This window comes from Chromobacterium sp. LK1 (genome assembly GCF_001043555.1).
Lineage (GTDB): Bacteria > Pseudomonadota > Gammaproteobacteria > Burkholderiales > Chromobacteriaceae > Chromobacterium > Chromobacterium aquaticum.
This window is the reverse complement of sequence record NZ_LDUI01000066.1, coordinates 17,958-38,711: the sequence shown is the minus strand read 5'-3', so window position 1 is coordinate 38,711 and position 20,754 is coordinate 17,958. Positions and strand designations below refer to the sequence as shown.

Sequence of the window (20,754 nt, the reverse complement as noted above, 5' to 3'; positions counted from 1 at the left end):
ATGCATCTGACCGGCCTGCACCATGTGGCGATCATCGCCGCCGACTATCAGCGCTCGCGCGACTTCTACCACCGCATCCTGGGTCTGCCGATACTGGCCGAGCACTGGCGCGCCGAACGCCAATCCTGGAAGCTGGACCTGGCGGTGCCGGGCGGCGGCCAGCTGGAACTGTTCAGCTTTCCAGCGCCGCCGCCGCGCCCCACGCGGCCGGAAGCCTGCGGCCTGCGCCACCTGGCCTTCGCCTGCGCCGACGTGGCCGCCTGCCGTCAAAACCTGCTGGCCGAGGGCGTGGCGGTGGAAGACCTCCGCGTGGACGAGTACACCGGCGCGCGCTTTTTCTTCTGCGCGGACCCGGACGGCTTGCCGCTCGAGTTCTACCAGCCGCGGGACTGAGACATGCGCAAGATACTCGCCATCCTCTATGTGCTGTCCAAGCTGATCATGCTGTTCTCCTGCACCTTCCTCGCGCCGGCTCTGGTGTCCATCCTGTACCGCGACGGCGCGCTGGACACCTTCGTCACCGCCGCCGTGGCCGGCCTGGCCATCGGCCTTGCGCTGTGGTCGGCCACCCGCCGCTACCAGCGCGAACTGAAGCCGCGCGACGGTTTCATTCTGGTCACCACGCTGTGGGTGGGCTTCGCCATCACCGCCTCCTTCCCCTTCATGCTGGCGCGGCCGGACATGCCGTTCAGCCACGCCTTTTTCGAAGCGATGTCCGGCCTCACCACCACCGGCTCCACCGTGATCAGCGGCCTGGACACCTTGCCGGCCTCGCTCAATTTCTGGCGCCACTTCCTCAACTGGATGGGCGGCATGGGCATCATCGTATTGGCGGTGGCGATACTGCCCATCCTCGGCATCGGCGGCATGCAGCTGTACAAGGCGGAAACGCCGGGGCCGATGAAGGACAGCAAGCTGGCGCCGCGCATCACCGAAACCGCCAAGAACCTGTGGCTGGTCTACAGCGGCTGGACGCTGGCCGTGGCGCTGGCGCTGAAAGCCGCCGGCCTGAGCTGGCTGGACGCGGCGTGCCACGCCTTCGCCGCGCTGTCGCTGGGCGGCTTCTCCACCCGGGACAACAGCGTCGGTGCTTTCGACTCGCTGCCGGTGGAACTGATCCTGAGCTTCGGCATGATCATAGGCGCGATGAACTTCGCCACCCACTTTCTGGCGCTGCGCCAGCGCTCGCTACGCGCCTATCTGCGCGACCCGGAAGCCAAGGCCATGCTGTGGCTGCTGCTGGGCAGCATCCTGGCGATGAGCGTGTATTTATGGGCGCACCATGTCTACGACTTCCCCACCGCGCTACGCCACGTCAGCTTCAACCTGATCTCCATCGCCACCGACAGCGGCTTCGCCAGCGTGGATTACGCGCGCTGGCCCATCTTCGTGCCCTTGTGGATGCTGTTCCTGTCCAGCATCACCGCCTGCTCCGGCTCCACCGGCGGCGGCATCAAGATGGTGCGCACCCTGATGTTGAGCAAGCAGAGCGTCAACGAGATGACGCGGCTGCTGCACCCGGCGGCGGTTCGGCCGGTGAAGATCGGCGGCAAGCTCGTGCCGGAAAGCGTCATGCTGTCGGTAATGGGCTTCATATTTGTCTACTGCATGTGCATAGTGATATTAAGCTTTGCGCTGATCGCCAGCGGCCTGGATTTTCTCAGCGCCTTCACCGCGGTGATCGCCTCGATCAACAATGCCGGCCCCGGGCTAGGCGTGGTCGGCCCGGCATCGAACTATGCGTCGCTAAGCGACCTCCAAATATGGATTTGCAGCCTGGCCATGCTCTTGGGCCGGCTGGAAGTATTTACCCTGCTGATCCTGTTTACGCCATCGTTCTGGCGCAAATAGGACGAAAACAACAAAGGGTCCGTCCGCGGGCCCGACCACGACGACGACGGCGCCACGCGCCGGATAAAAAAACGAAACCGGATCATGAACCCTATGACATTCACCGCCCCAAGCCGCATGCTCGCCCTCAGCCTGGCGCTGACCGCAGCCCTGCCCGCCTTCGCTGGCGCCGACGACGAGCTGATCGCCGCGCGCGACGCCTTCCGCGGCAATAAGCTGGGACAGCTGGCCAGCCTGGCGGGCGGCATGCCGTCCAACTACCCGCTGAAGGACTATCCGGCTTACTGGCTGGCGCTCAAATCGCTGGACGGCGACGACGACGGCCCGGCCCAAACCTTTCTGAATCGGGTCAACGAAGGCCTGATGCCCGAGCGGGTGCGCAATGAATGGCTGAAAAAACTGGCGGCGCGCGAAAATTGGAGCCGCTTCGCCACGGAATGGAAGAAGCTACCGCCGGAAGGGCGTGACGACGAATCCACCTGTTACGGCCAATTGTTCGAGCTGAACCAGGGCAAGGCGCCCACCGATCTGGATCGCTTCCTGGAAAGCCGCCCGGCGCCGGAAGGCTGCAACCGTCTGATAGAAGACGCCGCGCGCCGCGGCGTGCTGAAACGCGATTGGCTGTGGCAGCGCGCGCGTCTGCTCCTGGCCGGCAACTACCTGACCCAGGCGCGGCAACTGGCAGCCGGCACCGGCCTGCCGCTGGACAACGCCGCGCTCAGCAAGCCGGCCAACGCCAATCTGGCTACCCCCGGCGGCCAGGAAGCCGCGATTTACGACATCGTGATCAAGGGCAAGGCCAATATCAACAACGGCCTTAGCAAGCTGCTGGAACACGAACCAGCCCTGAGCAAGGAACGCGCCGGCTTCGCCTGGGGCCAACTGGCGCTGCTGTCCGCGCGCAAGCAACAGTCGGCGCAGGCGCTGCAATGGTTTGACAAGGCCGATGCCGATCAGCTGACCGCCGAGCAGTGGGAATGGTGGGCGCGTTCCGCGCTGCGCCTGGAACAATGGACCCAGCTGGACAAGATCATCCGCTCCATGCCCGCCACCGTTGCCGCCAAGCCGGCCTGGCGCTATTGGCGCGGCCGCTCGCTGCAACAGCTGGGCCGCCCCAACGAAGCCACGCCGCTGTTCAGCCAGGCCAGCATCGGTCACAATTATTACGCGCTGCTATCGCTGGAAGAGCTTGGCAACAGCCTGTCCACCCCGGCCAACAAGAGCGGGCCGGCCAAGGACGACATCAAGCAAATGAGCGAAGAGCCGGCGATCAAGCGCTCGCTGGCGCTGCTGGACCTGGCCGAACGCTATGCCAAACCCGAATTCCGCGCCGACGCGCAGCGCGAATGGCGCTGGGCGATGCGCAACCGCAGCGATATCGAGCTGCTGGCCGCCGCCGAAGTGGGCCGCCGCGCCAGCTTCTACGATATGGCCATCTACAGCGCCGAACGGACCAAAGAAGAACACGATTACTCGCTGCGCTACCTGACGCCCTACCGCGACGTCACTCAGCGTTACGCCAAGCAACTGGACATCGATGACGCCTGGGTCTACGGCCTGATCCGCCAGGAAAGCCGTTTCATCACCATGGCGCGTTCCGGCGTCGGCGCTTCCGGCCTGATGCAGCTGATGCCGGCCACCGCCAAATGGGTGGCCAAGAAAATCGGCCTGGGCCAGTACGCGGTCAACGACATCGAAACCAATGTGCAATTGGGCACCTGGTATCTGCGCTATGTGCTGGACAGCCTGTCCAGCAATGAGGTGATGGCCACCGCCGCCTACAACGCCGGCCCCGGCCGCGCGCGCGCCTGGCAGACGGACCGCACGCTGGACGGCACCATCTACGCCGAAACCATTCCCTTCACCGAAACGCGCGACTATGTGCAAAAGGTAATGGCCAACGCCGCCTATTACTCCAGCACCTTCGGCCACGCCAATATCTCGCTGAAGAACCGGATGGGCGTGGTGCCGGCGCGCTAAAACCGAGCGCCACCCCACGGCGGCGCGCTCTCCCGCAACCACTATATGGACTGTTCAAAGGCTGTCGAGCTGGCTCGAAACAAGGTAATGGCCGGGGCAAGGGAATGCTCATACCACACACGAGCATTCCGAAACGCTACTCGCCGTACAAGGCTCCACCACGCGCAGCAGACATTGAACAGACTCTAAAGAAAGGGACCCCATGACTTATCAACGCATCTGCATCATCGGCGGTAGCGGCTTCATCGGCGGCTATATCGCGGAACGGCTGACCGAACAAGGCTGTCAGCTGACCATCGCCACCCGCCGGCGCGAACGCGCCAAGGCCTCGCTGCTGGTGCTGCCCGGCGCGCAGTTGGTCGACGCGGACATCCACCATCCGGAAGCGCTGGAGCAACTGGTTTCCGGCCACGACGCGGTGATCAATATGGTGGGCATCCTGCATGGCAGCGCCGCGCAGTTCGACAAAGCCCATGTGCAATTGACCGAAAAAGTGATCGCGGCCTGCCGCAAACAGGGCGTGCGCCGGCTGATCCACATCAGCGCGCTGGGCGCCGACGAACGCGGCCCCAGCCTGTACCAGCAAAGCAAGGGCCGCGCCGAGGCGCGCGTGCGCGAGAGCGGTCTGGAGTGGACCCTCTTGCGTCCGTCGGTGGTGTTCGGCCACGGCGACAGCTTCCTCAATATGTTCGCCAGCCTGCTGCGCAAAGCACCGTTGCTGCCGCTGGCCGGCGCCGACACCCGCTTCGCGCCGATCTGGGCCGGCGATGTCGCCCACGCGGTGGCGGCCTGCCTGTCTCGCCGCGCCGCCATAGGCCAAAGCCTGGACCTGGCCGGCCCCCGCGTTTACACGCTGGCCGAACTGGTGCGCCTGGTGGGCCGCCACATCGGCAAGCCGCGCCCGGTGATCGCGCTGCCGCAGAGCCTGGCGATGCTGCAGGCCGCATTGATGGAATGCCTGCCCGGGCCGGCGCTGATCAGCCGCGACAATGTGCGCTCGCTGAGCGTGGACAATGTCAGCGACCAGCCCTTCCCCGCCGCCTTGTTGGGCTTCAGCCCCACGGCGCTGGAAGCGCTGATCCCCGCGCAACTGGGCGCGGAGGAGTTCAATCTGCAAATGTCCACCTACCGCCGCCAGATCGCGCGCTGAATGGGAAACGGATAGATGCAATGCTATATCGTCGGCGGCGCCGTGCGCGACCGCCTGCTGCAACTGCCGGTGAAAGACCGCGACTGGGTGGTGGTGGGCGCCAGCCCGCAAGAAATGCTGGCGCTGGGCTATAAGCCGGTGGGCAAGGACTTTCCGGTGTTCCTGCACCCGGACACCCATGAGGAATACGCGCTGGCGCGCACCGAGCGCAAAACCGGCAAGGGCTACCACGGCTTCGCCGTCTACGCCGCGCCGGACGTGACGCTGGAACAGGACCTGGCCCGGCGCGACCTGACCATCAACGCCATCGCCGAGGCGGCGGACGGCAGCCTGATCGACCCCTACCACGGCCAGCGCGATCTCGAGGCCGGCGTCCTGCGCCACGTCAGCCCCGCCTTCGCCGAAGATCCAGTGCGCATCCTGCGGCTGGCGCGCTTCGCCGCCCGCTTCGGCTTCAGCGTGGCCGAGGACACCATGGCGCTGATGCGGCAAATGGTAGAAGCCGGCGAAGCCGACGCGCTGGTGGCGGAGCGAGTGTGGCAGGAACTGGCCAAGGGCCTGCTGGAGGATAAGCCATCGCGCATGTTCCTGGCGCTGCGCGCCTGCGGCGCGCTCGCCCGCGTGCTGCCGGAACTGGACGCGCTGTTCGGCGTGCCGCAGCGCGCCGACCATCACCCGGAAATCGACACCGGCGACCACGTGATGCGGGTGCTGGACTGCGCCGCCGAGCAAGGCCTGCCACTGGCGGCGCGCTTCGCCGCGCTGACCCACGACCTGGGCAAGGCGCTGACGCCGGCGGACATTCTGCCACGCCACATCGGTCACGAGGCCGCCGGCGAAGCGCCGCTGCTGGCGCTGTGCCAGCGCTTGCGGGTGCCGGCAGACTGCCGCGACCTGGCGCGCATCACGCTATTGAGCCATACCAAAGTACACTGTGCTTTCGAATTGAAGCCAAGCACAATATTGAGATTGTTCAAACAAACCGACGCCTTGCGGCGACCGGAACGCTTCTTGCTGATGCTGGACGCCTGCCGCGCGGACGCGCGCGGACGCCTGGGTTTCCACGACCGGCCCTATCCGCAGGCGGACTACCTGTCCGCGCTGCTGGACGCGGCGCTGGCGGTGGACGCCGGCGGCATCGCCCGCCAGTGGGAAGACAAGCGCACGCTGCCGGAAGCGATAGATCGCGCCCGGACCCGCGCCATCGCCAGCCGCAAGGAGCAACTGGAGACGCACTGACATGGCCTCGATCTACCGTCTGCCGTCCACGCTGATGCGCGGAGGCACCAGCAAGGGTCTGTTCATCCGCTCCGACGCGCTGCCGGAGGACACCTCCACCTGGGAACGCATGTTGTTGCGCGCGATAGGCAGCCCGGACCCGCACGGCAAGCAGATCGACGGCCTGGGCACCGGCCGGGCCAGTACCAGCAAGGTGATGATACTCAGCCCGTCGCGGCGCGACGATTGCGATGTCGATTGCCTGTTCGGCCATGTGTCGATTGAAGACGCGATGATCGATTGGTCCGGCAACTGCGGCAATCTCAGCGCCGCGGTGCCGCTGTTCGCGGTGATGGAAAAGCTGGTGGAACCACGCGACGGCGTCGCCGCCATCGGCATCTGGCAGGCCAATGTCGGCAAGCGCATCGTCGCCGAACTGGAAATCATGCACGGCCAGCCGGTCTGGCAGGGGGACTACCACATCGACGGCGTAGCCTTCCCCGGCGCGCCGATCCGGCTGCGCTTCCTCGACCCGGCTGGCGGCAGCTCCGGCGAGCTGTTTCCCACCGGCAGATTGATAGACGAACTGGCGCTGCCGGATGGCAGCCATCTTGAAGCCACGCTGGTGGATGCCGGCAATCCCACGGTATTCGTGCGCGCGCGCGATTTCGGCCTCAAGGGCGACGAAGACATGGCGGCGCTGCCGGACAACACCCGCCACCGGCTGGAATGGGCGCGTGAAATCGCCGCCGTGGTCATGGGCCTGGCGCCCGACATCTTCGCCGCCCGGCGCGAACGGCCGGGCACGCCGCGGATCAGCCTGGTGTCGGAAAGCCGGGACGACGATTGCCAGATCAACGCGCGCATCATGACCTCCAGCCGCTCTTTGCACCATGCCTTCACCGGCACCGGCGCCATCGCGCTGGCCTGCGCCTGCGCCACGGAAGGCACGCTGCCGCAACAAATGGCCGGCGCGCCGGTGCGTGGCATGCCGCTGAGCTTCAGCCACGCCAGCGGCAAGCAAACCGTGGAAGCGGTACTGGGACACTCCGTCGAATACGGCTGGAACATCAGCGAAGTGGTGATGACCCGCACCGCCAGGCCGCTGATGCGCGGCGAAGTCTACATCCCGCTGGAGTAGCGGGCCTGCGCGTCAAGGCAGCATGGGCCAGCCGGACTGCCGCAGGCGCTCTTTCGCGGCGGCCATCTGCTGCGGCGTGCGCACATTGCAATACGCCTCTTCATTCTCGGCGACATAGGCCGCCGCATCCATGCTCTTGTCCAAGGCGAACAGAGTCACTCCATGTTCATGCACGCTCAGCAAGGTCTTGCCATCACGGCTGAACAAGAGCCGACGCGGTATGGAGTCCACCGGGAACACGCCGACCGTGCTCAGGCTGCGGCGGCTCAACAAGCGGATCACGCCGCCGCTGTCCTTGTAGCTGGCCAGCCAGGCGCCGTCCGCGCTCGCCGCCAGCTTCTGCCAACCCTCGGCCTCACAATGCAGCCAGGCCTGGCGCGCCGCCAGCGGCTCGCCTTGATACTGCCACATCACATTGCCGCGCGTCGGCCACCACAGATTGCCGGCCGGATCCGCCGCCCAGTCATCCAGCGCGTCCGAGGGCAAGGTCAGCGGCTTGCCGCTAGGCTGCATCGAGCGCAGGTCCAATAGCTGCAGCGTATCCAGGCGCGCATCGCTCAACAGCAGCTTGTCGCCGGCGGCGTTCAGGCGCAGCAACGGCCTGTTGAAGCGCGCGCCCACTTCCTGGCTGGGCTCGCCCAAGCGCACGGGCTGGCCGATGACACGGCGCTGCGCCAAGTCCAGAGTGCTCAAGGTATTGTCGCCGGCATTGATCACATAGGCGCGCTGACCATCGCGGCTGAACAGCGCCTGACTCGGCAATCTGCCGGTGGCGAAACGGTGAACGATGCCGCCCGTCCGCAAATCCACCAAGGCCACCGCGTCGTTCGCCATCCCCGGCACCAAGGCCCAGCGTTCGTCCGGACTCAGCGCCACCGACCACGCGCCGATGCCGCGGCACAGATTCTGGCCGCAAATGGCGTTCTTGGGCACCGGCAGTTTGGGGCCGGCTATGCTGCGCTCCAGCCGCTGCTGCCGCAGATCCACCACCTCCAGGCTGTTTTGCTCGGTGTCGGCCAGATACAGGCGGGCGCCGTCCGCGCTCAATACCGCAGAACCGTACACCCCGCTCAGACTCAGCGGAATCTCCACGCCGGCCGCCTGCTCCTTGCTCACCGGCTTGGGCCGCGCCGCCCGCTCGCTGCGCGCCAACTCCACGCGCTGGGCTTTCTCCGCCTCCAGCCGCGCCTGCTCCAATTCCTCCTGCCGCTGCTGGCGTATCTTGACCGCCATTTCACTCAGTTCATCGGAGCCCAGCGCCCGGCTCGCCGGCTGCGCTCCGGCCACGGCCGCGCCAGCCAAGGCGGCGAACATCACATGCCGCCGCAGCGGGCGCAAGTTCAGCCAGCCCAGCGTCCCCAGCGGCAAGCCCGTCAGAAGACCGCCGATATGGCAGGCCTGGTCCACGCCGGACACCATGAAGCCCATGCCCAGGTTCAGCAACACCACTTGCGCCAAGGCCTTGCCCCGCGAACCGCCCATGTCGGCGTCGCTGAGGCCGGCCACGCACAGAGCGCCGGCCAGGCCCATCAAGGCGCCGGATGCGCCCACGCTGGCCACCAGGCGGATGCTGCTCTGCATCAGCAGATTGGTCACTGGATGGGTGCCATGCCACCAGGCGCTGGTCAGGCCCGCAGCCAGACCGGTGGCGAGATAAATCGCCAGGAAGCCGATGCCGCCGAAGCGTTTCTGCGCCAAGGGACCGATCAGCAGCAACATATACATATTGAGCAGCAGATGCACCGCGCCGCCATGCACGAACATGCTGCTGAACAGGCGCCAGCTGTCGCCGCTCAAGGTGAACGGTGCCAGGTTGGCGCCCCACTCCACCAATTGTTCGGGGTCGGGCTCGGTCCAGGACACGCCGCTAGCACCCATCCAGACATAAACGATCAGATTGGCGAGCACCAGGCCGATGGTGGCCCAATGCTGGCGCAGAATAGAAGAAATCCCGCCGTAGCGGGACTGGGAAGGGTCGAGCGCAGCTTCAGTCATGCGTGCCATTGTCCTGTTCTTAAACTTGCCGATTCAATATCCGGAACGCATGATAAAGCAATTCGACAAAAATAAAAACTGGACGCTATCAAATCATGCCGCGGCGCTGCGCAGCGCTTGTTCCACCTGACGCAGCATGCGCCGACGGATCAGGCCGCTGACCGGCCGAATCAGATACCAGTACGGCGCGAAGCGCAGACGAGAAGCGGCATCCGGACAATGCACCCGGGTCTGCGTGGAAAGCCGCGTGCCGCGGTCGACCGCTTCGCAATGAAAGCTCAGCAATAGCCGCACGACTCCCGGCTCGCGAAAGGCGACAAAATCATCCAGGCCACCGATCTCGCGCAAGCCGAAATCGGCGCGCCAGAACTCGCCCACCAGGCCCAGCGTCAGCTCATTGTCACCGTCACGCGCCAGCGGCGTGAAGCTGTGCATGCCAAATGGCGGGCGATTGCCCGGCAAGGCGCCGCTCAAGCGGCCTGGCAGCTCGCGCAACGCCATGAAACGCCGCGCCCATGGGTCGTCCGCCGGCGCGACGCGCTGCACCGCGTCCAGCACCGAGGCCTCATCCGCCGCCAAAATGCGGGAATGCGTCTCGACAAACTGATAGTTGGGCAGGATGCGCTCCGCCAGCGCGAACCTGGTCATATCTTCCCCCTAGTCCAACGTTCTCAGAACCTGTTTACGATCTGCCACGCGTCGTGGAATGCCACACGGTGAGCAGGCCTTGTCTCGCCCTAGCCCGCGAGAGCGTAAACACGTTCACAATGCTCAGGATGAGCCTAATTCCAACTGCCTCACCCGCTCAAACAAACACACCGTCGCCGCCATCGCCACATTCAGCGATTCGGCATGCCCGGGCATCGGGATCCGCACCCGCGCGTCGGCCAGCGCCAGCGCCTCCGCGCTGACGCCGGCGCCCTCGTTGCCGAAAACAAAGGCCACCGGCCCGCGCAAATCCTGTGTGTACAAGGAAGTCGATCCTTCCAGGTGAGTGACCAGCTTGCGGCCCTCATAACCCGCCAGCTCGGCGCACAGATCGACCTGTTCATGGATATTCAGCACGAAGTGCGCGCCCATGCCGGCGCGTAGCACCTTGGGGGAATAGACATCGACGCAGCCCTTGGACAACATCACCTCGCGGACCCCGGCCGCCGCGGCGCAGCGCAGAATGGTGCCGAGATTGCCCGGATCCTGGATGTCTTCCAGCATTACCCGCGGCGCGGCGGCCGGGCTGGGCCGCGGCTGCGGCCGCGGGCACAAGGCCAGCAGCTCCCCGGCGCTGGCCAGCGCGGTGGCCTTGGCCAGCACCGCTTCCGGCACCGTGACCACCGTGGTCGGCGCATGCAGCCGCTGCAGCAGCGCGCCCACCTCCGCGTGCGCCTGCGCCGCCTCGTTCAGATACACCCGCTCAGGAACGATGCCGGCCTCCAGGCAGGACTCGGTCAGGTGGATGCCTTCCAACAGCATCAGCTGCTGCTTGCGGCGCTCGCGCGGGTTTTGCGCCAGGCGCGCCAATTGCTTGATCTCGTCGTTATGCGCCGAGGTGATGATTTTGCTGATGTACGACATGTGTGCTATTGCGGCAGCATGGTCAGGCGCGCCACTAAATCCTTGAATCGGTGATAACTGTCCTCGTCGATCACCTGGCCGCTATGGCCGTTGTCGACATAGAACACGCCAGACAATGCATGCCCGACAAACAGAGTGATCAGGGCGAACTCACTATCCCCGATCTGTTCGAAAAACAGGTCCTCATAGCGCCGCTCCAGTTGCTGGCGCACCGAGGCCGGCGCGTGGAAGCTCTGCGCCTTGCTGGTCAACAGCGCGAAGAAGGAGCCCGGCTCCAGCGCCAAAGGCAGCTTGCGCAGCGGATGTCCCTCGCTCAAGCCTAGTTGATAGCGCAGCTTGAGCGCATGCGCGTCTTGATCGTAGCGGTAATACAGCACGCGCTCGAACTTGAGATCATTGGCCAGGTGGCGGATGGATTCGCGTATCGCCTTCTCCATCTGCTCGGCATCGCTCAGCGCCGCGGTTTTCTGCAACGAGGGCCGCTTGTACTCCCCCTCCAGCATCAACAGGCTGCGCACCGGATACCTATAGCCCACCGCCCGCGGATGGCGCGCCACCGACAGCGCCGCGTGCACCACCGCCTGGTAGGCCAGCTGCGGCGCGCAGCCTATCAACTTGGCCGCGGCGTCCACGCCCACCTGCCAAGTACTGCGCCAGCAGCCCTGCTCCAAGGAGTTGGCGGTGGCCATCGCCAGGCGCAGCAGCTGGCGGCGCTTGGTCGGGCTGCCCGGCCCCAGCAGCGCGTTCAGCCCCACCGGCAGCGGCATCAGCTTGATGAATTGCTCCAGCACCTGAGCGTAATCGCACTGGAAGGTATCCGACACTTCCTGCAACAGCGGACGATAGGGCAGCTGATTGCGCTGCATCATGAACAGGCAGGCGGGCAGATTGTACAGCAAGGCGGCGACGAAGCAGTCCTCCACCTTGTGATCGCCCATCAGGGACAGCCACTCCTTGACCAGCAAGGCCGCCACGCGCGAGCGCCCCAGCCAGTCGCCCACCGCTTCCAGCACCTCTTCGTCCAGCTTGCCCGGCTCCGCCTCCAACGCGGCGACGCGGCCAAAGCGGTTGGTCACCGCCTCCAGCCCCATCAGCAGCAGTGTCTGCTCCACCGAGGGAATGCTTTCATTACGCTGCAACGCGCGCGAACCGCCGACCACCCGCGCCAGATCCAGCAGCAGGAAGGGGTCGGACAGGCAAAGATTGGCAAGATCAGTGAAATTGATCAGATCGCTGTGGCGAGCGCAAATATCTTTCAGCTCGCCCAACGTATCGGGCAGAATCGGCCAGCGCCGTTCGGCGATGGACTTGATCCAGTTAGCAAGCTCCATGTGGGTGGCGCCAGATCAGTAGTTCGGTTTGCAAAGCGCCTCCCAGCGGGATGCGTTCATCGGGTTCTACATCGGGAACGGCGAAGGTATTGCTGACCAGCAGGCTGCCTGGCCGGCCTTCGGCCAGGAACTTGCGCCAGACGCGCGCCATCGGCTCCGGGGACAGAAACACGTATACCGCATCATAAGCGCCCCAAGGCTCGCGCCAGAAACTGCCGCAGGCGAACTCCACCCCTTGCGGACGCTGCTCCAGCCACCAGCGCGCGCGCGCCAGCGCCCAGCTGCCCCAAGCGTTTTCCAGCGCCCTCACCCGCAAATCCGGCCGCAGCCGGTTCAGCCGCACCGCCAGCCTGCCATCACCGCAACCGGCCTCCAGCAGCGCCGCGCGCTCCGGCAGCAGGCCTGCCAGCCGTTCCGCGGCCTGCGCCGACGAGCGGTACAAGGGCACGCGTTCCAGCACCGCGTTGCGGCCCAGCGCGAAGGTCAGCGCCAGGCCCAGCAAATACACCCAGGACGGCAAGGCCGCCTGCTGCATCAGCGCCAACGCCGGCACGAACAGGCCGTGCAATAAACGCTGCCAACCGGGCAGACGCATGAAAATGGCCAAGGCCGCCGCGCACAAGCCCTGCAATATCGCCCAGCCCAGCGGCTGCGCCGCCGGCGCGACGAAATACATGGCCACAACCGCCGCCAGCAACTGCAAGCCGAGATGGCGCAGCCGGCTCAGCAAGCCCAAGCCTCCCGCTTCATTTGGCCGGAGCTTCCGCCGGCGTAGCGGCCGGTTCGGCTTCGCCCTCGGTCGGACCGCCGATGACTTCCTGATTCATCTGCGGCTTATAGCCGTCGTTGAGGATATTGCTTTCCGCTTCCTTGTTCAGCACCACGATGGCGATACGGCGGTTTTCCGGGCTGAACACATTGGTCTTGACCAGCGGATTGGCCGAGGCCAGGCCCACCACGCGCAGCACCTTGTTGTCCTGCAGACCGCCGGCCACCAGCTCGCGCCGCGCCGCGTTGGCGCGGTCGGCGGACAACTCCCAGTTGCTGTAGCCGCCCTGGCCGCTGCCAAAGGGCTTGGCATCGGTATGGCCGGAGATGCTGATCTTGTTCGGCATCATGTTCAACTCCTTGGCCAGCTGCTGCAGCAGCACGCGGGTATGCGGCAGCATGCGCGAACTGCCGGAATCGAACATCGAGCGGTTCTGCTCATCGACGATCTGTATCTTCAAGCCATCCGGCGTGATTTCCAGCTTGAGCTGGTTCTTGTATTCCTTGAGCAGTTCGCTGTGATCCACCGTGCTCTGAATCTTGTTCTGCAACTGCTCCATCGACGCTTGCTCACGCTGCTTGCGCATGATCTCGTCCTGCGGCGAGCCGGATTTGTTGACCTGACCGGTCTGCTTGGTCAAATCATTGCCGCCGCCCTTGATCACCGAAGTGGCGTCGCCGGCGCCGGCGCCGCCGGACAGCGCCACCTTCAGCGGCGTCTTGAAGTACTCGGCGATGCCGTTGAGCGTGCCCTGCGAGGCCGAGCCCAGCAGCCACATCAACAGGAAGAACGCCATCATCGCGGTCACGAAGTCGGCATAGGCGATTTTCCAGGCGCCGCCATGGTGGCCGTGGCCGCCCTTCTTGATGCGTTTGACGATGATGGGCCGTTGCGATTCGTCAGCCATGATGTCCCCGTCGCTTATTTCTTGGCCTGTTTCACATGGTCTTCCAGTTCCTTGAAGGACGGACGATCATGCGAAGCCAGCACCTTGCGGCCGAATTCCACCGCCACTTGCGGCGCATAGCCGTTGAGGCTGGCCAGGATGGTGACCTTGATGGTTTGGTAGACCCGGGTGCCGTCACCCAGCTTGTGCTCGAGAATGGTGGCCAGCGGGCCGACAAAGCCGTAAGCCAGCAAGATACCGAGGAAGGTGCCCACCAGCGCGTGGGCGATCAGCATGCCCAGTTCCGACGGCGGCGCGCCCACCGACTCCATGGTATGCACCACCCCCATCACCGCCGCCACGATACCGAAGGCCGGCAGACCGTCGGCCAGGCCCTTGACCGCGTTGACCGGCACCTCGCCCTCGTGATGGTGGGTTTCGATTTCCACATCCATCAGGTTCTCGATTTCGAAGGCGTTGAGGTTGCCGCCCACCATCAGGCGCAGATAGTCGCAGATGAATTCCACCACGTGATGGTCATGCAAGACCGTGGTGTATTTGGAAAAGACAGGGCTGGCTTCCGGGTTCTCGACATCGGCCTCGATGGACATCAGGCCTTCCTTGCGCACCTTGGTCAGAATCTCGAACAGCAGCGAGAACAGTTCCATGTAGAAGGCCTTGCCGTAAGGCGAGCCCTTGAACACGGTGGGGAAGGCTTTCATGGTCGCCTTCAGCGGCGCGCCGCCGTTGGCCACCACGAAGGCGCCGAGCGCGGCGCCGGCGATCATCACCACCTCCAGCGGCTGCATCAACGCGGCGAGATGCCCCCCCGCAGCGACGAATCCCCCCAGCACGGAGCCCAGAATAATGAGGTAGCCGATTCCGACGAACATGCGTCAAGTCCTGTCTTTGTGATTTTTCGGATCGCTGCGTTTTCCATTACAGCACGACTTTTATTCTATTCATAATAGAAAAAGCGGATTGAATTGTATCAACCCGCTTTCCCAGCTGCAAAAAACATGGAAGGTGATATTCACCAGCGCTGAAAAATGACGTGGCCAAGCCCACGCCGCCACGTATTTGTCGCAGCGACGCCAGCTTGACGCTTCAAAAACCTCCGTTCAGGCCAGGCCGCTTTCCTTCAACTTGCGCTCGAACGTCTCCATGCAGCGCGCGGCCACGCCCAGCATTTCATCGATCTCCGCCTTGGTGATCACCAGCGGCGGCGAGGCCACGATATGGTCGCCGCAGGCGCGCATGATCAGATTGTTGCGGAAGAAGATGTCGCGGCACATCAGGCCTACGTCGCCAAAATTCGGGAACAGCTCGCGCTTGCTCTTGTCCTTGACCAGGGTGAACGCCTGGATCAGGCCGACGCCGCGCACATCGTCCACATGCTCGAACTGGCTGAAGGTTTCGCGCCAGCGCTGCTGCATATAGGGGCCGGTTTCGTGCTTGACGCGATCGATGATGCCTTCGTCGCGCAGCAGTTCCACGTTGGCGCGCGCCACCGCGCTGGCCACTGGGTGGCCGGAGTAGGTGAAGCCGTGGTTGAAATCGCCGCCGGCGATCAGACCCTGGGCCACGCGCTCGCCGACGAAGACCGCGCCGATGGGCAGATAACCGGAGGACAAGCCCTTGGCCGTGGTGAAGATGTCGGGACGGAAGCCGAAGTGCTCGAAGCCGAACCATTCGCCGGTGCGACCAAAGCCGCAGATTACTTCATCGGCCACCAGCAGCACATCGTATTTACGGCAGATGCGTTCCACTTCCGGCCAGTAGGTGGCCGGCGGGATGATCACGCCGCCGGCGCCCTGGATAGGCTCGCCGACAAAGGCCGCCACCTTTTCCGGCCCGATTTCCAGGATCTTCTCTTCCACCCAGCGCGCGGCCACCACGCCGAACTCGTCCGGGCTCAAATCCTTGCCGTACTTGTACCACCACGGCTGTTCGACATGGGCCATGCCCGGAATCGGCAGGTCGCCCTGCTCGTGCATATACTTCATGCCACCCAGGCTGGAGCCGCCGATGGTGGAGCCGTGATAACCGTTCCAGCGGCCGATCAGCGTCTTCTTGTCCTTCTTGCCCTGCACATCCCAGTAATGGCGCACCATGCGTATCATGGTGTCCACCGATTCCGAGCCGGAGTTGGTGTAGAACACATGCTCGTAGCCGGCCGGCGTCACCTGGGCCAGCAGGTGGGACAGTTCAACCACCGCCGGATGGGTAGTCTTGAAGAAGGTGTTGTAGAAGGCCAGCTCGTCCATCTGGCGCTTGGCCACGTCGGACAGCTCCTTGCGGCCATAGCCGATATTCACGCACCACAGGCCGGCCATGCCGTCGATGATCTTGTTGCCGTCCGAATCCCACAGATAGATGCCCTCGCCGCGAGTCATCACCCGCGCGCCTTGCTGGTTCAACGATTGGGTATCGGTAAACGGATGCAGGTGGTGAGAAGCATCCAGCTGGCGCCATTGTTCGGTCGTGCGTTGTTGGTTCTGCATAGGACTTCCTTCCAGTATTCTCCAACGGGGCAGACCGGCACGGCATCCGCCCCTCCTTCGCCTTTGGCGTGTTTTCAGTGCTTTTCCTGGCTGTCCGGGCTGATTCTAACGGATGAACCAGCCCATTGTCATACCTCGCTCACACGTGCAGCAGCAGGAACTTGCGCTCCCACGGGCTGATCACGCGGAAATATTCGGAGAACTCCTTCTCCTTCATGCCCACGTACATGCTGACGAAACGCTCGCCCAACACCTCGGCCATTTCCTTGCAGGAAGCCAGCTGCTGCAGCGATTCCTCCGAGGAGTTGGGGAACTGGTAAGGCAGCTCGTAGGCGTCGGTCTGGCGCGGCTCGCTCGGCTGCAGCTTGTTGACGATGCCCAGGTAGCCGCAGGCCAGCGTCGCCGCCATCGCGATATAGGGATTGACGTCCACGCCCGGCACCCGGTTTTCGATGCGGCGCGCGGCCGGCGAGGAATGCGGCACGCGCAGGCCCACGGTGCGGTTGTCGTAACCCCATTCGACGTTGGTCGGCGCCGCGGTATAGCGCGACAAACGGCGGAATGAGTTCACATAGGGCGCGAACAGCGGCATGGACTTGGGCACGTACTTCTGCAGGCCGGCGATGTAGTGGAAGAACAGCTCGGACGGGCTGCCGTCCTCATTGGTGAACACATTGCGACCGGTGTTCTTGTCCACCAGGCTCTGGTGCATGTGCATGGCGGAGCCCGGCTCGTTCTCCATCGGCTTGGCCATGAAGGTGGCGTACATATTGTGGCGGAACGCCGCCTCGCGCACGGTGCGCTTGAACAGGAACACCTGGTCGGCCAGCTCCAGCGGATTGCCGTGCAGGAAGTTGATTTCCATCTGCGCGGTGCCCACTTCGTGAATCAGGGTGTCCACTTCCAGATTCTGCGCGTGGCAGTAGTCGTAGATGTCCTCGAACAGCGGGTCGAACTCGTTGACCGCGTCGATGGAATACGAGCGGCGGCCGAACTCGGCGCGGCCGGTGCGCCCCACCGGCGCGGCCAGCGGGATGTCCGGGTCCGGGTTGGGGGACAGCAGATAGAATTCCATTTCCGGAGCCAGCACCGGCTCCAGACCCATCTCGTCGAACAGGCCGATCACGCGCTTGAGCACATTGCGCGGCGCCACGTCCACCGGGCTGCCGTCGGCACGCAGGCAGTCGTAGATCAATTGCGCGGTGGGATCGACGGCCCAGGGCACGAAGCGCAGGGTGTTCGGGTCCGGCGCCAGCACCATGTCCGGGTCGGTCAGGTCCAGCATGCTGTCGTCGGGGTAGTCCCCGGTCACGGTCTGGATCAGCACGACTTCGGGCAGACGCATTTCCGGGTCGGACACGAACTTGTCCTTGGGCACGATCTTGCCGCGCGCCACGCCGGTCATGTCGGGAACGATACACTCGACTTCAGTGATCCGGTGCTCTCGCAGCCATTCATTGATCTGATGGGTCATGATGTTCTCTTCCTCTGTGTGTGTTATTCCGAGTGGTGACACAAGGTCTCGGTTAATTGCGGCCCACGTTGCCGCTGCTCGCGGCGTTGGCGGCAGGCATCGCCAAATGCCTTGAAGATGGCCATGGACAGCGGGTTGTCCCAGTATTTCCACTCCGGATGCCATTGCGCGGCGAAGGCGAAGCCCTTGGCGTCGCGCACGCGGTAGGCCTCCACCAGGCCGTCGTCGGCGACGGCCTCGCAGATCAGGCGATCCGACAGCCGCTTGATGCCCTGCTGATGCAGGGAATTGACCATGGCGGACTCCTGGCCGGTCCATTGCCGCAGCAGGCTGTCCTCGGCGAAGCGCACCGGATGGGACAGCGCGTACATCGCGTCCAGGTCGGGGGTGTCCGGCTCGCGGTGGTCGCGCCGCCCCTCTTCTTCCTGCACGTGCTGATACAGCTCGCCGCCCATCGCCACGTTGATTTCCTGAAAACCGCGGCAGATGCCCAGCAGCGGAACGCCCTGCTCCAGCACTTGCTGGATCAGCGGCAGCGTGGTGGCGTCGCGCATCGGGTCGTGCATGGTTCCCGCCCGGCTGGGCGCGCCGCCGTAATGATGCGGCTCGACATTGGACGGCGAACCGGGCAGCAACACGCCATCCACCAACTCCAACACCTCCCGCAGCGCGGTCTTGTCGCCCAGCGCCGGCAGCAAGACCGGCACGCCGCCGGCGCCGCCGGCCGCCGCGGCGATGTATTTTTCACCCACCGCGTGGAAGGGCAACAGGCCTACCATCTTGATGTCACAGGGTATGCCGATGATAGCTTGCAACATTTCTGGTCCTTGAAACGGGTTACGACGCCGTCTTGACGGCTTCGATGGGATCGATGAAAGGCAGGCCCAGCGCCTGCGCCACCGCCGGGTAAGTCAGCCGCCCGCGGCAGACATTGAGGCCGTTGCGCAGATGGGCATTGTCCAGCAGCGCCTGGCGCCAGCCCTTGTTGGCCAGTTCCAGCGTGTACGGCAGCGTGGCGTTGGTCAGCGCCTGGGTGGAGGTGCGCGCCACGCCGCCGGGCATATTGGCCACGCAGTAGTGGACGATGCCGTCCACCACGTAAATGGGATCTTGGTGCGTGGTGGGCCGGCTGGTCTCGAAACAGCCGCCCTGGTCTATCGCCACATCCACCAGCACCGCGCCGGGCTTCATGATCTTCAGCATCGGCCGCGTCACCAGCTTGGGCGCCGCCGCGCCGGGGATCAGCACCGCGCCGATCACCAGGTCCGCCTCGCGCAGGCAATCTTCGATATTGGCGGAGTTGGACACTAGCGTCTTGATGCGGCCGCCGAACACCATGTCGATTTCCTTCAGCCGCGGCAGCGATTTGTCCAGGATGGTGACCTCGGCGCCGGCGCCCATGGCCATGCGCGCCGCGTTCAGCCCCACCACTCCGCCGCCTATCACCACCACCCGCGCCGGGGCCACGCCGGGCACGCCGCCCAGCAGCACGCCGCGGCCGCCCTGGGCTTTCTCCAGCGCGTGGGCGCCGGCCTGGATCGCCATGCGGCCAGCCACCTCGGACATCGGCGCCAGCAATGGCAGGCCGCCGCGCTCGTCGGTGACGGTTTCGTATGCTATGGCAATGGCATCCGATTCCAGCAATAATTTGGTCTGCTCCGGATCCGGCGCCAGGTGCAGATAGGTGAACAGGATCTGGTCACGGCGCAGCATGCGGCATTCCACCGGCTGCGGCTCTTTGACCTTGACGATCATGTCGCTGCGTTCGAAGGTTTCCTCGGCGCTGGAGGCAATGGAAGCGCCAGCCTGGATATACTGCTCATCGGTGAAACCGATGGCGAGGCCGGCCTGGGTCTGGACCAAAACCTTGTGTGCGTTGGCGACTAACTCCCGGACTCCAGACGGGGTCAGGCCAACACGATACTCGTGGTTCTTGATCTCCTTGGGAACACCGATCAGCATGTCGCTCTCCTCACTGATTTGTTGTTGTCGGGGCCGCACAAGCGTTTAAGAAAATTCACAATATGCTTGCTCCTTGTTTCTGATTCTGACTATAAACCCCCAACGATGCAAAGATATTCGATTTTGCGTCGCAGCAAGTAGTGCAGAGTCCGTGCAAAATAATTATCATAAAGCGTCTAAAATTATTAACATACTGATGGAGCAGGAATCCATGGACGTTGGCGCAAGATTACGCATGGTCAGGGACCGTTTCGGGTTGTCGCAACGGGAACTGGCCAAACGTGCCGGGGTCACTAACGGCACCATCTCGCTGATAGAACAGAATCGGGTCAGCCCCTCGGTCAGCTCGCTGAAAAAAGTGCTTGAGGGACTGCCGATGACGCTGGCGGATTTCTTCACCTTCGACTCCGACCCGGAACAGGCGCGCGTGTTCTACCAGGCTCACGAATTACCCAATCTGGGCAATGAGCAGATTCGGCTGCTGCTGGTGGGCACCGCCCACGACAAGCGCGACATCGCCATCCTGCGCGAGGTCTACGAGGCCGGCGCCGACACCGGGCCGGACATGCTGACGCACGACGGCCAGGAAGGCGGCGTGATCATCAAGGGCAGTATAGAAGTCACGGTCAACAACGAGAGCCGGGTCCTGGGCCCGGGTGATGCTTATTATTTCGACAGCCGGCTGCCGCACCGTTTTCGCAATGCCGGCGCGGAAATTTGTGAAGTGGTCAGCGCCAGTTCGCCGCCGACTTTCTAAGAACTTGTTCAAAGTCTCGCGAGCAAGAGCGAGACAAGGCGGAAACGAGAGAAAAAGCGGAATGTACAGGTGGTACATGAGCACTGAGCTCGGTTTCAACGCGGTATCGCCGACGCGCAGCAGATCGTAAACAGGTTCTAAAACGCTGGCGCAGCAATAGCCCG

The 20,754-nt window shown here is 64.2% G+C and carries 18 protein-coding genes; 7 read left to right on the top strand and 11 right to left on the bottom strand.

Annotation, left to right across the window (positions count from 1 at the left end):
- The 6 genes from VI26_RS22510 (at position 1) to VI26_RS22485 (ending at position 7,340) form a co-directional block, all read left to right on the top strand.
- Positions 1-393: a VOC family protein gene (locus VI26_RS22510; protein ID WP_048411987.1), complete on the top strand. Its 393-nt coding sequence runs from the start codon at positions 1-3 to the stop codon at positions 391-393.
- Positions 394-396: 3 nt separating this feature from the next.
- Positions 397-1,851, top strand: a complete 1,455-nt coding sequence (locus tag VI26_RS22505) for a TrkH family potassium uptake protein (RefSeq protein WP_197081572.1) — start codon at positions 397-399, stop codon at positions 1,849-1,851.
- Between the two features lie 84 nt (positions 1,852-1,935).
- Positions 1,936-3,831, top strand: a complete 1,896-nt coding sequence (locus VI26_RS22500) for a lytic transglycosylase domain-containing protein (RefSeq protein ID WP_231581091.1) — start codon at positions 1,936-1,938, stop codon at positions 3,829-3,831.
- Between the two features lie 202 nt (positions 3,832-4,033).
- Positions 4,034-4,981 carry a complex I NDUFA9 subunit family protein gene (locus tag VI26_RS22495; protein ID WP_048411985.1) on the top strand — a complete coding sequence of 316 codons (948 nt, stop codon included), beginning with the start codon at positions 4,034-4,036 and terminating at the stop codon, positions 4,979-4,981.
- Between the two features lie 15 nt (positions 4,982-4,996).
- Positions 4,997-6,220, top strand: a complete 1,224-nt coding sequence (locus tag VI26_RS22490; protein ID WP_048411984.1) for a multifunctional CCA addition/repair protein — start codon at positions 4,997-4,999, stop codon at positions 6,218-6,220.
- 1 nt (position 6,221) lies between these two features.
- Positions 6,222-7,340, top strand: a complete 1,119-nt coding sequence (locus tag VI26_RS22485) for a 2-methylaconitate cis-trans isomerase PrpF family protein (protein ID WP_048411983.1) — start codon at positions 6,222-6,224, stop codon at positions 7,338-7,340.
- Positions 7,341-7,352: 12 nt separating this feature from the next.
- On the opposite strand, the gene VI26_RS22480 is transcribed toward VI26_RS22485, so the two are convergent.
- The 11 genes from VI26_RS22480 to ald all read right to left on the bottom strand — a co-directional run bounded on the left by VI26_RS22480 (position 7,353) and on the right by ald (position 19,833).
- Positions 7,353-9,335 (bottom strand): rhomboid family intramembrane serine protease, encoded by a 1,983-nt coding sequence (locus VI26_RS22480; protein WP_048411982.1) that lies wholly within the window; start codon positions 9,333-9,335, stop codon positions 7,353-7,355.
- Positions 9,336-9,428: 93 nt separating this feature from the next.
- Complete coding sequence (locus tag VI26_RS22475) at positions 9,429-9,983, bottom strand: DUF2867 domain-containing protein (RefSeq protein ID WP_048411981.1); 555 nt, start codon at positions 9,981-9,983, stop codon at positions 9,429-9,431.
- A 123-nt stretch (positions 9,984-10,106) separates the two neighbouring features.
- Positions 10,107-10,907, bottom strand: a complete 801-nt coding sequence (locus VI26_RS22470) for an RNA methyltransferase (protein ID WP_048411980.1) — start codon at positions 10,905-10,907, stop codon at positions 10,107-10,109.
- A 5-nt stretch (positions 10,908-10,912) separates the two neighbouring features.
- Entirely contained in the window at positions 10,913-12,238 is a 1,326-nt protein-coding gene (locus VI26_RS22465) for an HDOD domain-containing protein (protein ID WP_048411979.1), read from the bottom strand.
- The gene (locus tag VI26_RS22460) at positions 12,225-12,974 is read right to left on the bottom strand and encodes a class I SAM-dependent methyltransferase (RefSeq protein WP_231581090.1); all 750 of its coding nucleotides are present in this window, start codon (positions 12,972-12,974) and stop codon (positions 12,225-12,227) included. Before VI26_RS22460 ends, VI26_RS22465 begins: the two co-directional genes overlap by 14 nt.
- A 10-nt stretch (positions 12,975-12,984) precedes the next feature.
- Positions 12,985-13,914, bottom strand: a complete 930-nt coding sequence (gene motB, locus VI26_RS22455) for a flagellar motor protein MotB (protein ID WP_048411978.1) — start codon at positions 13,912-13,914, stop codon at positions 12,985-12,987.
- Positions 13,915-13,928: 14 nt separating this feature from the next.
- The gene (motA, locus tag VI26_RS22450) at positions 13,929-14,786 is read right to left on the bottom strand and encodes a flagellar motor stator protein MotA (protein WP_048411977.1); all 858 of its coding nucleotides are present in this window, start codon (positions 14,784-14,786) and stop codon (positions 13,929-13,931) included.
- A gap of 228 nt (positions 14,787-15,014) precedes the next feature.
- Positions 15,015-16,397 carry an aspartate aminotransferase family protein gene (locus VI26_RS22445; protein ID WP_048411976.1) on the bottom strand — a complete coding sequence of 461 codons (1,383 nt, stop codon included), beginning with the start codon at positions 16,395-16,397 and terminating at the stop codon, positions 15,015-15,017.
- A 139-nt stretch (positions 16,398-16,536) separates the two neighbouring features.
- Positions 16,537-17,871 carry a glutamine synthetase family protein gene (locus VI26_RS22440; protein ID WP_048411975.1) on the bottom strand — a complete coding sequence of 445 codons (1,335 nt, stop codon included), beginning with the start codon at positions 17,869-17,871 and terminating at the stop codon, positions 16,537-16,539.
- Positions 17,872-17,894: 23 nt separating this feature from the next.
- A complete protein-coding gene (locus tag VI26_RS22435) occupies positions 17,895-18,689 on the bottom strand; it encodes a gamma-glutamyl-gamma-aminobutyrate hydrolase family protein (RefSeq protein ID WP_048411974.1) in 795 nt (264 codons plus the stop codon).
- Between the two features lie 19 nt (positions 18,690-18,708).
- Complete coding sequence (gene ald, locus VI26_RS22430) at positions 18,709-19,833, bottom strand: alanine dehydrogenase (RefSeq protein WP_048411973.1); 1,125 nt, start codon at positions 19,831-19,833, stop codon at positions 18,709-18,711.
- A 211-nt stretch (positions 19,834-20,044) separates the two neighbouring features.
- Between ald and VI26_RS22425 the strand changes: the two genes are divergently transcribed.
- On the top strand, positions 20,045-20,590 hold the full coding sequence (locus VI26_RS22425) for a cupin domain-containing protein (protein WP_048411999.1): 546 nt from the start codon (positions 20,045-20,047) through the stop codon (positions 20,588-20,590).
- The last annotated feature ends 164 nt before the right edge of the window (positions 20,591-20,754 follow it).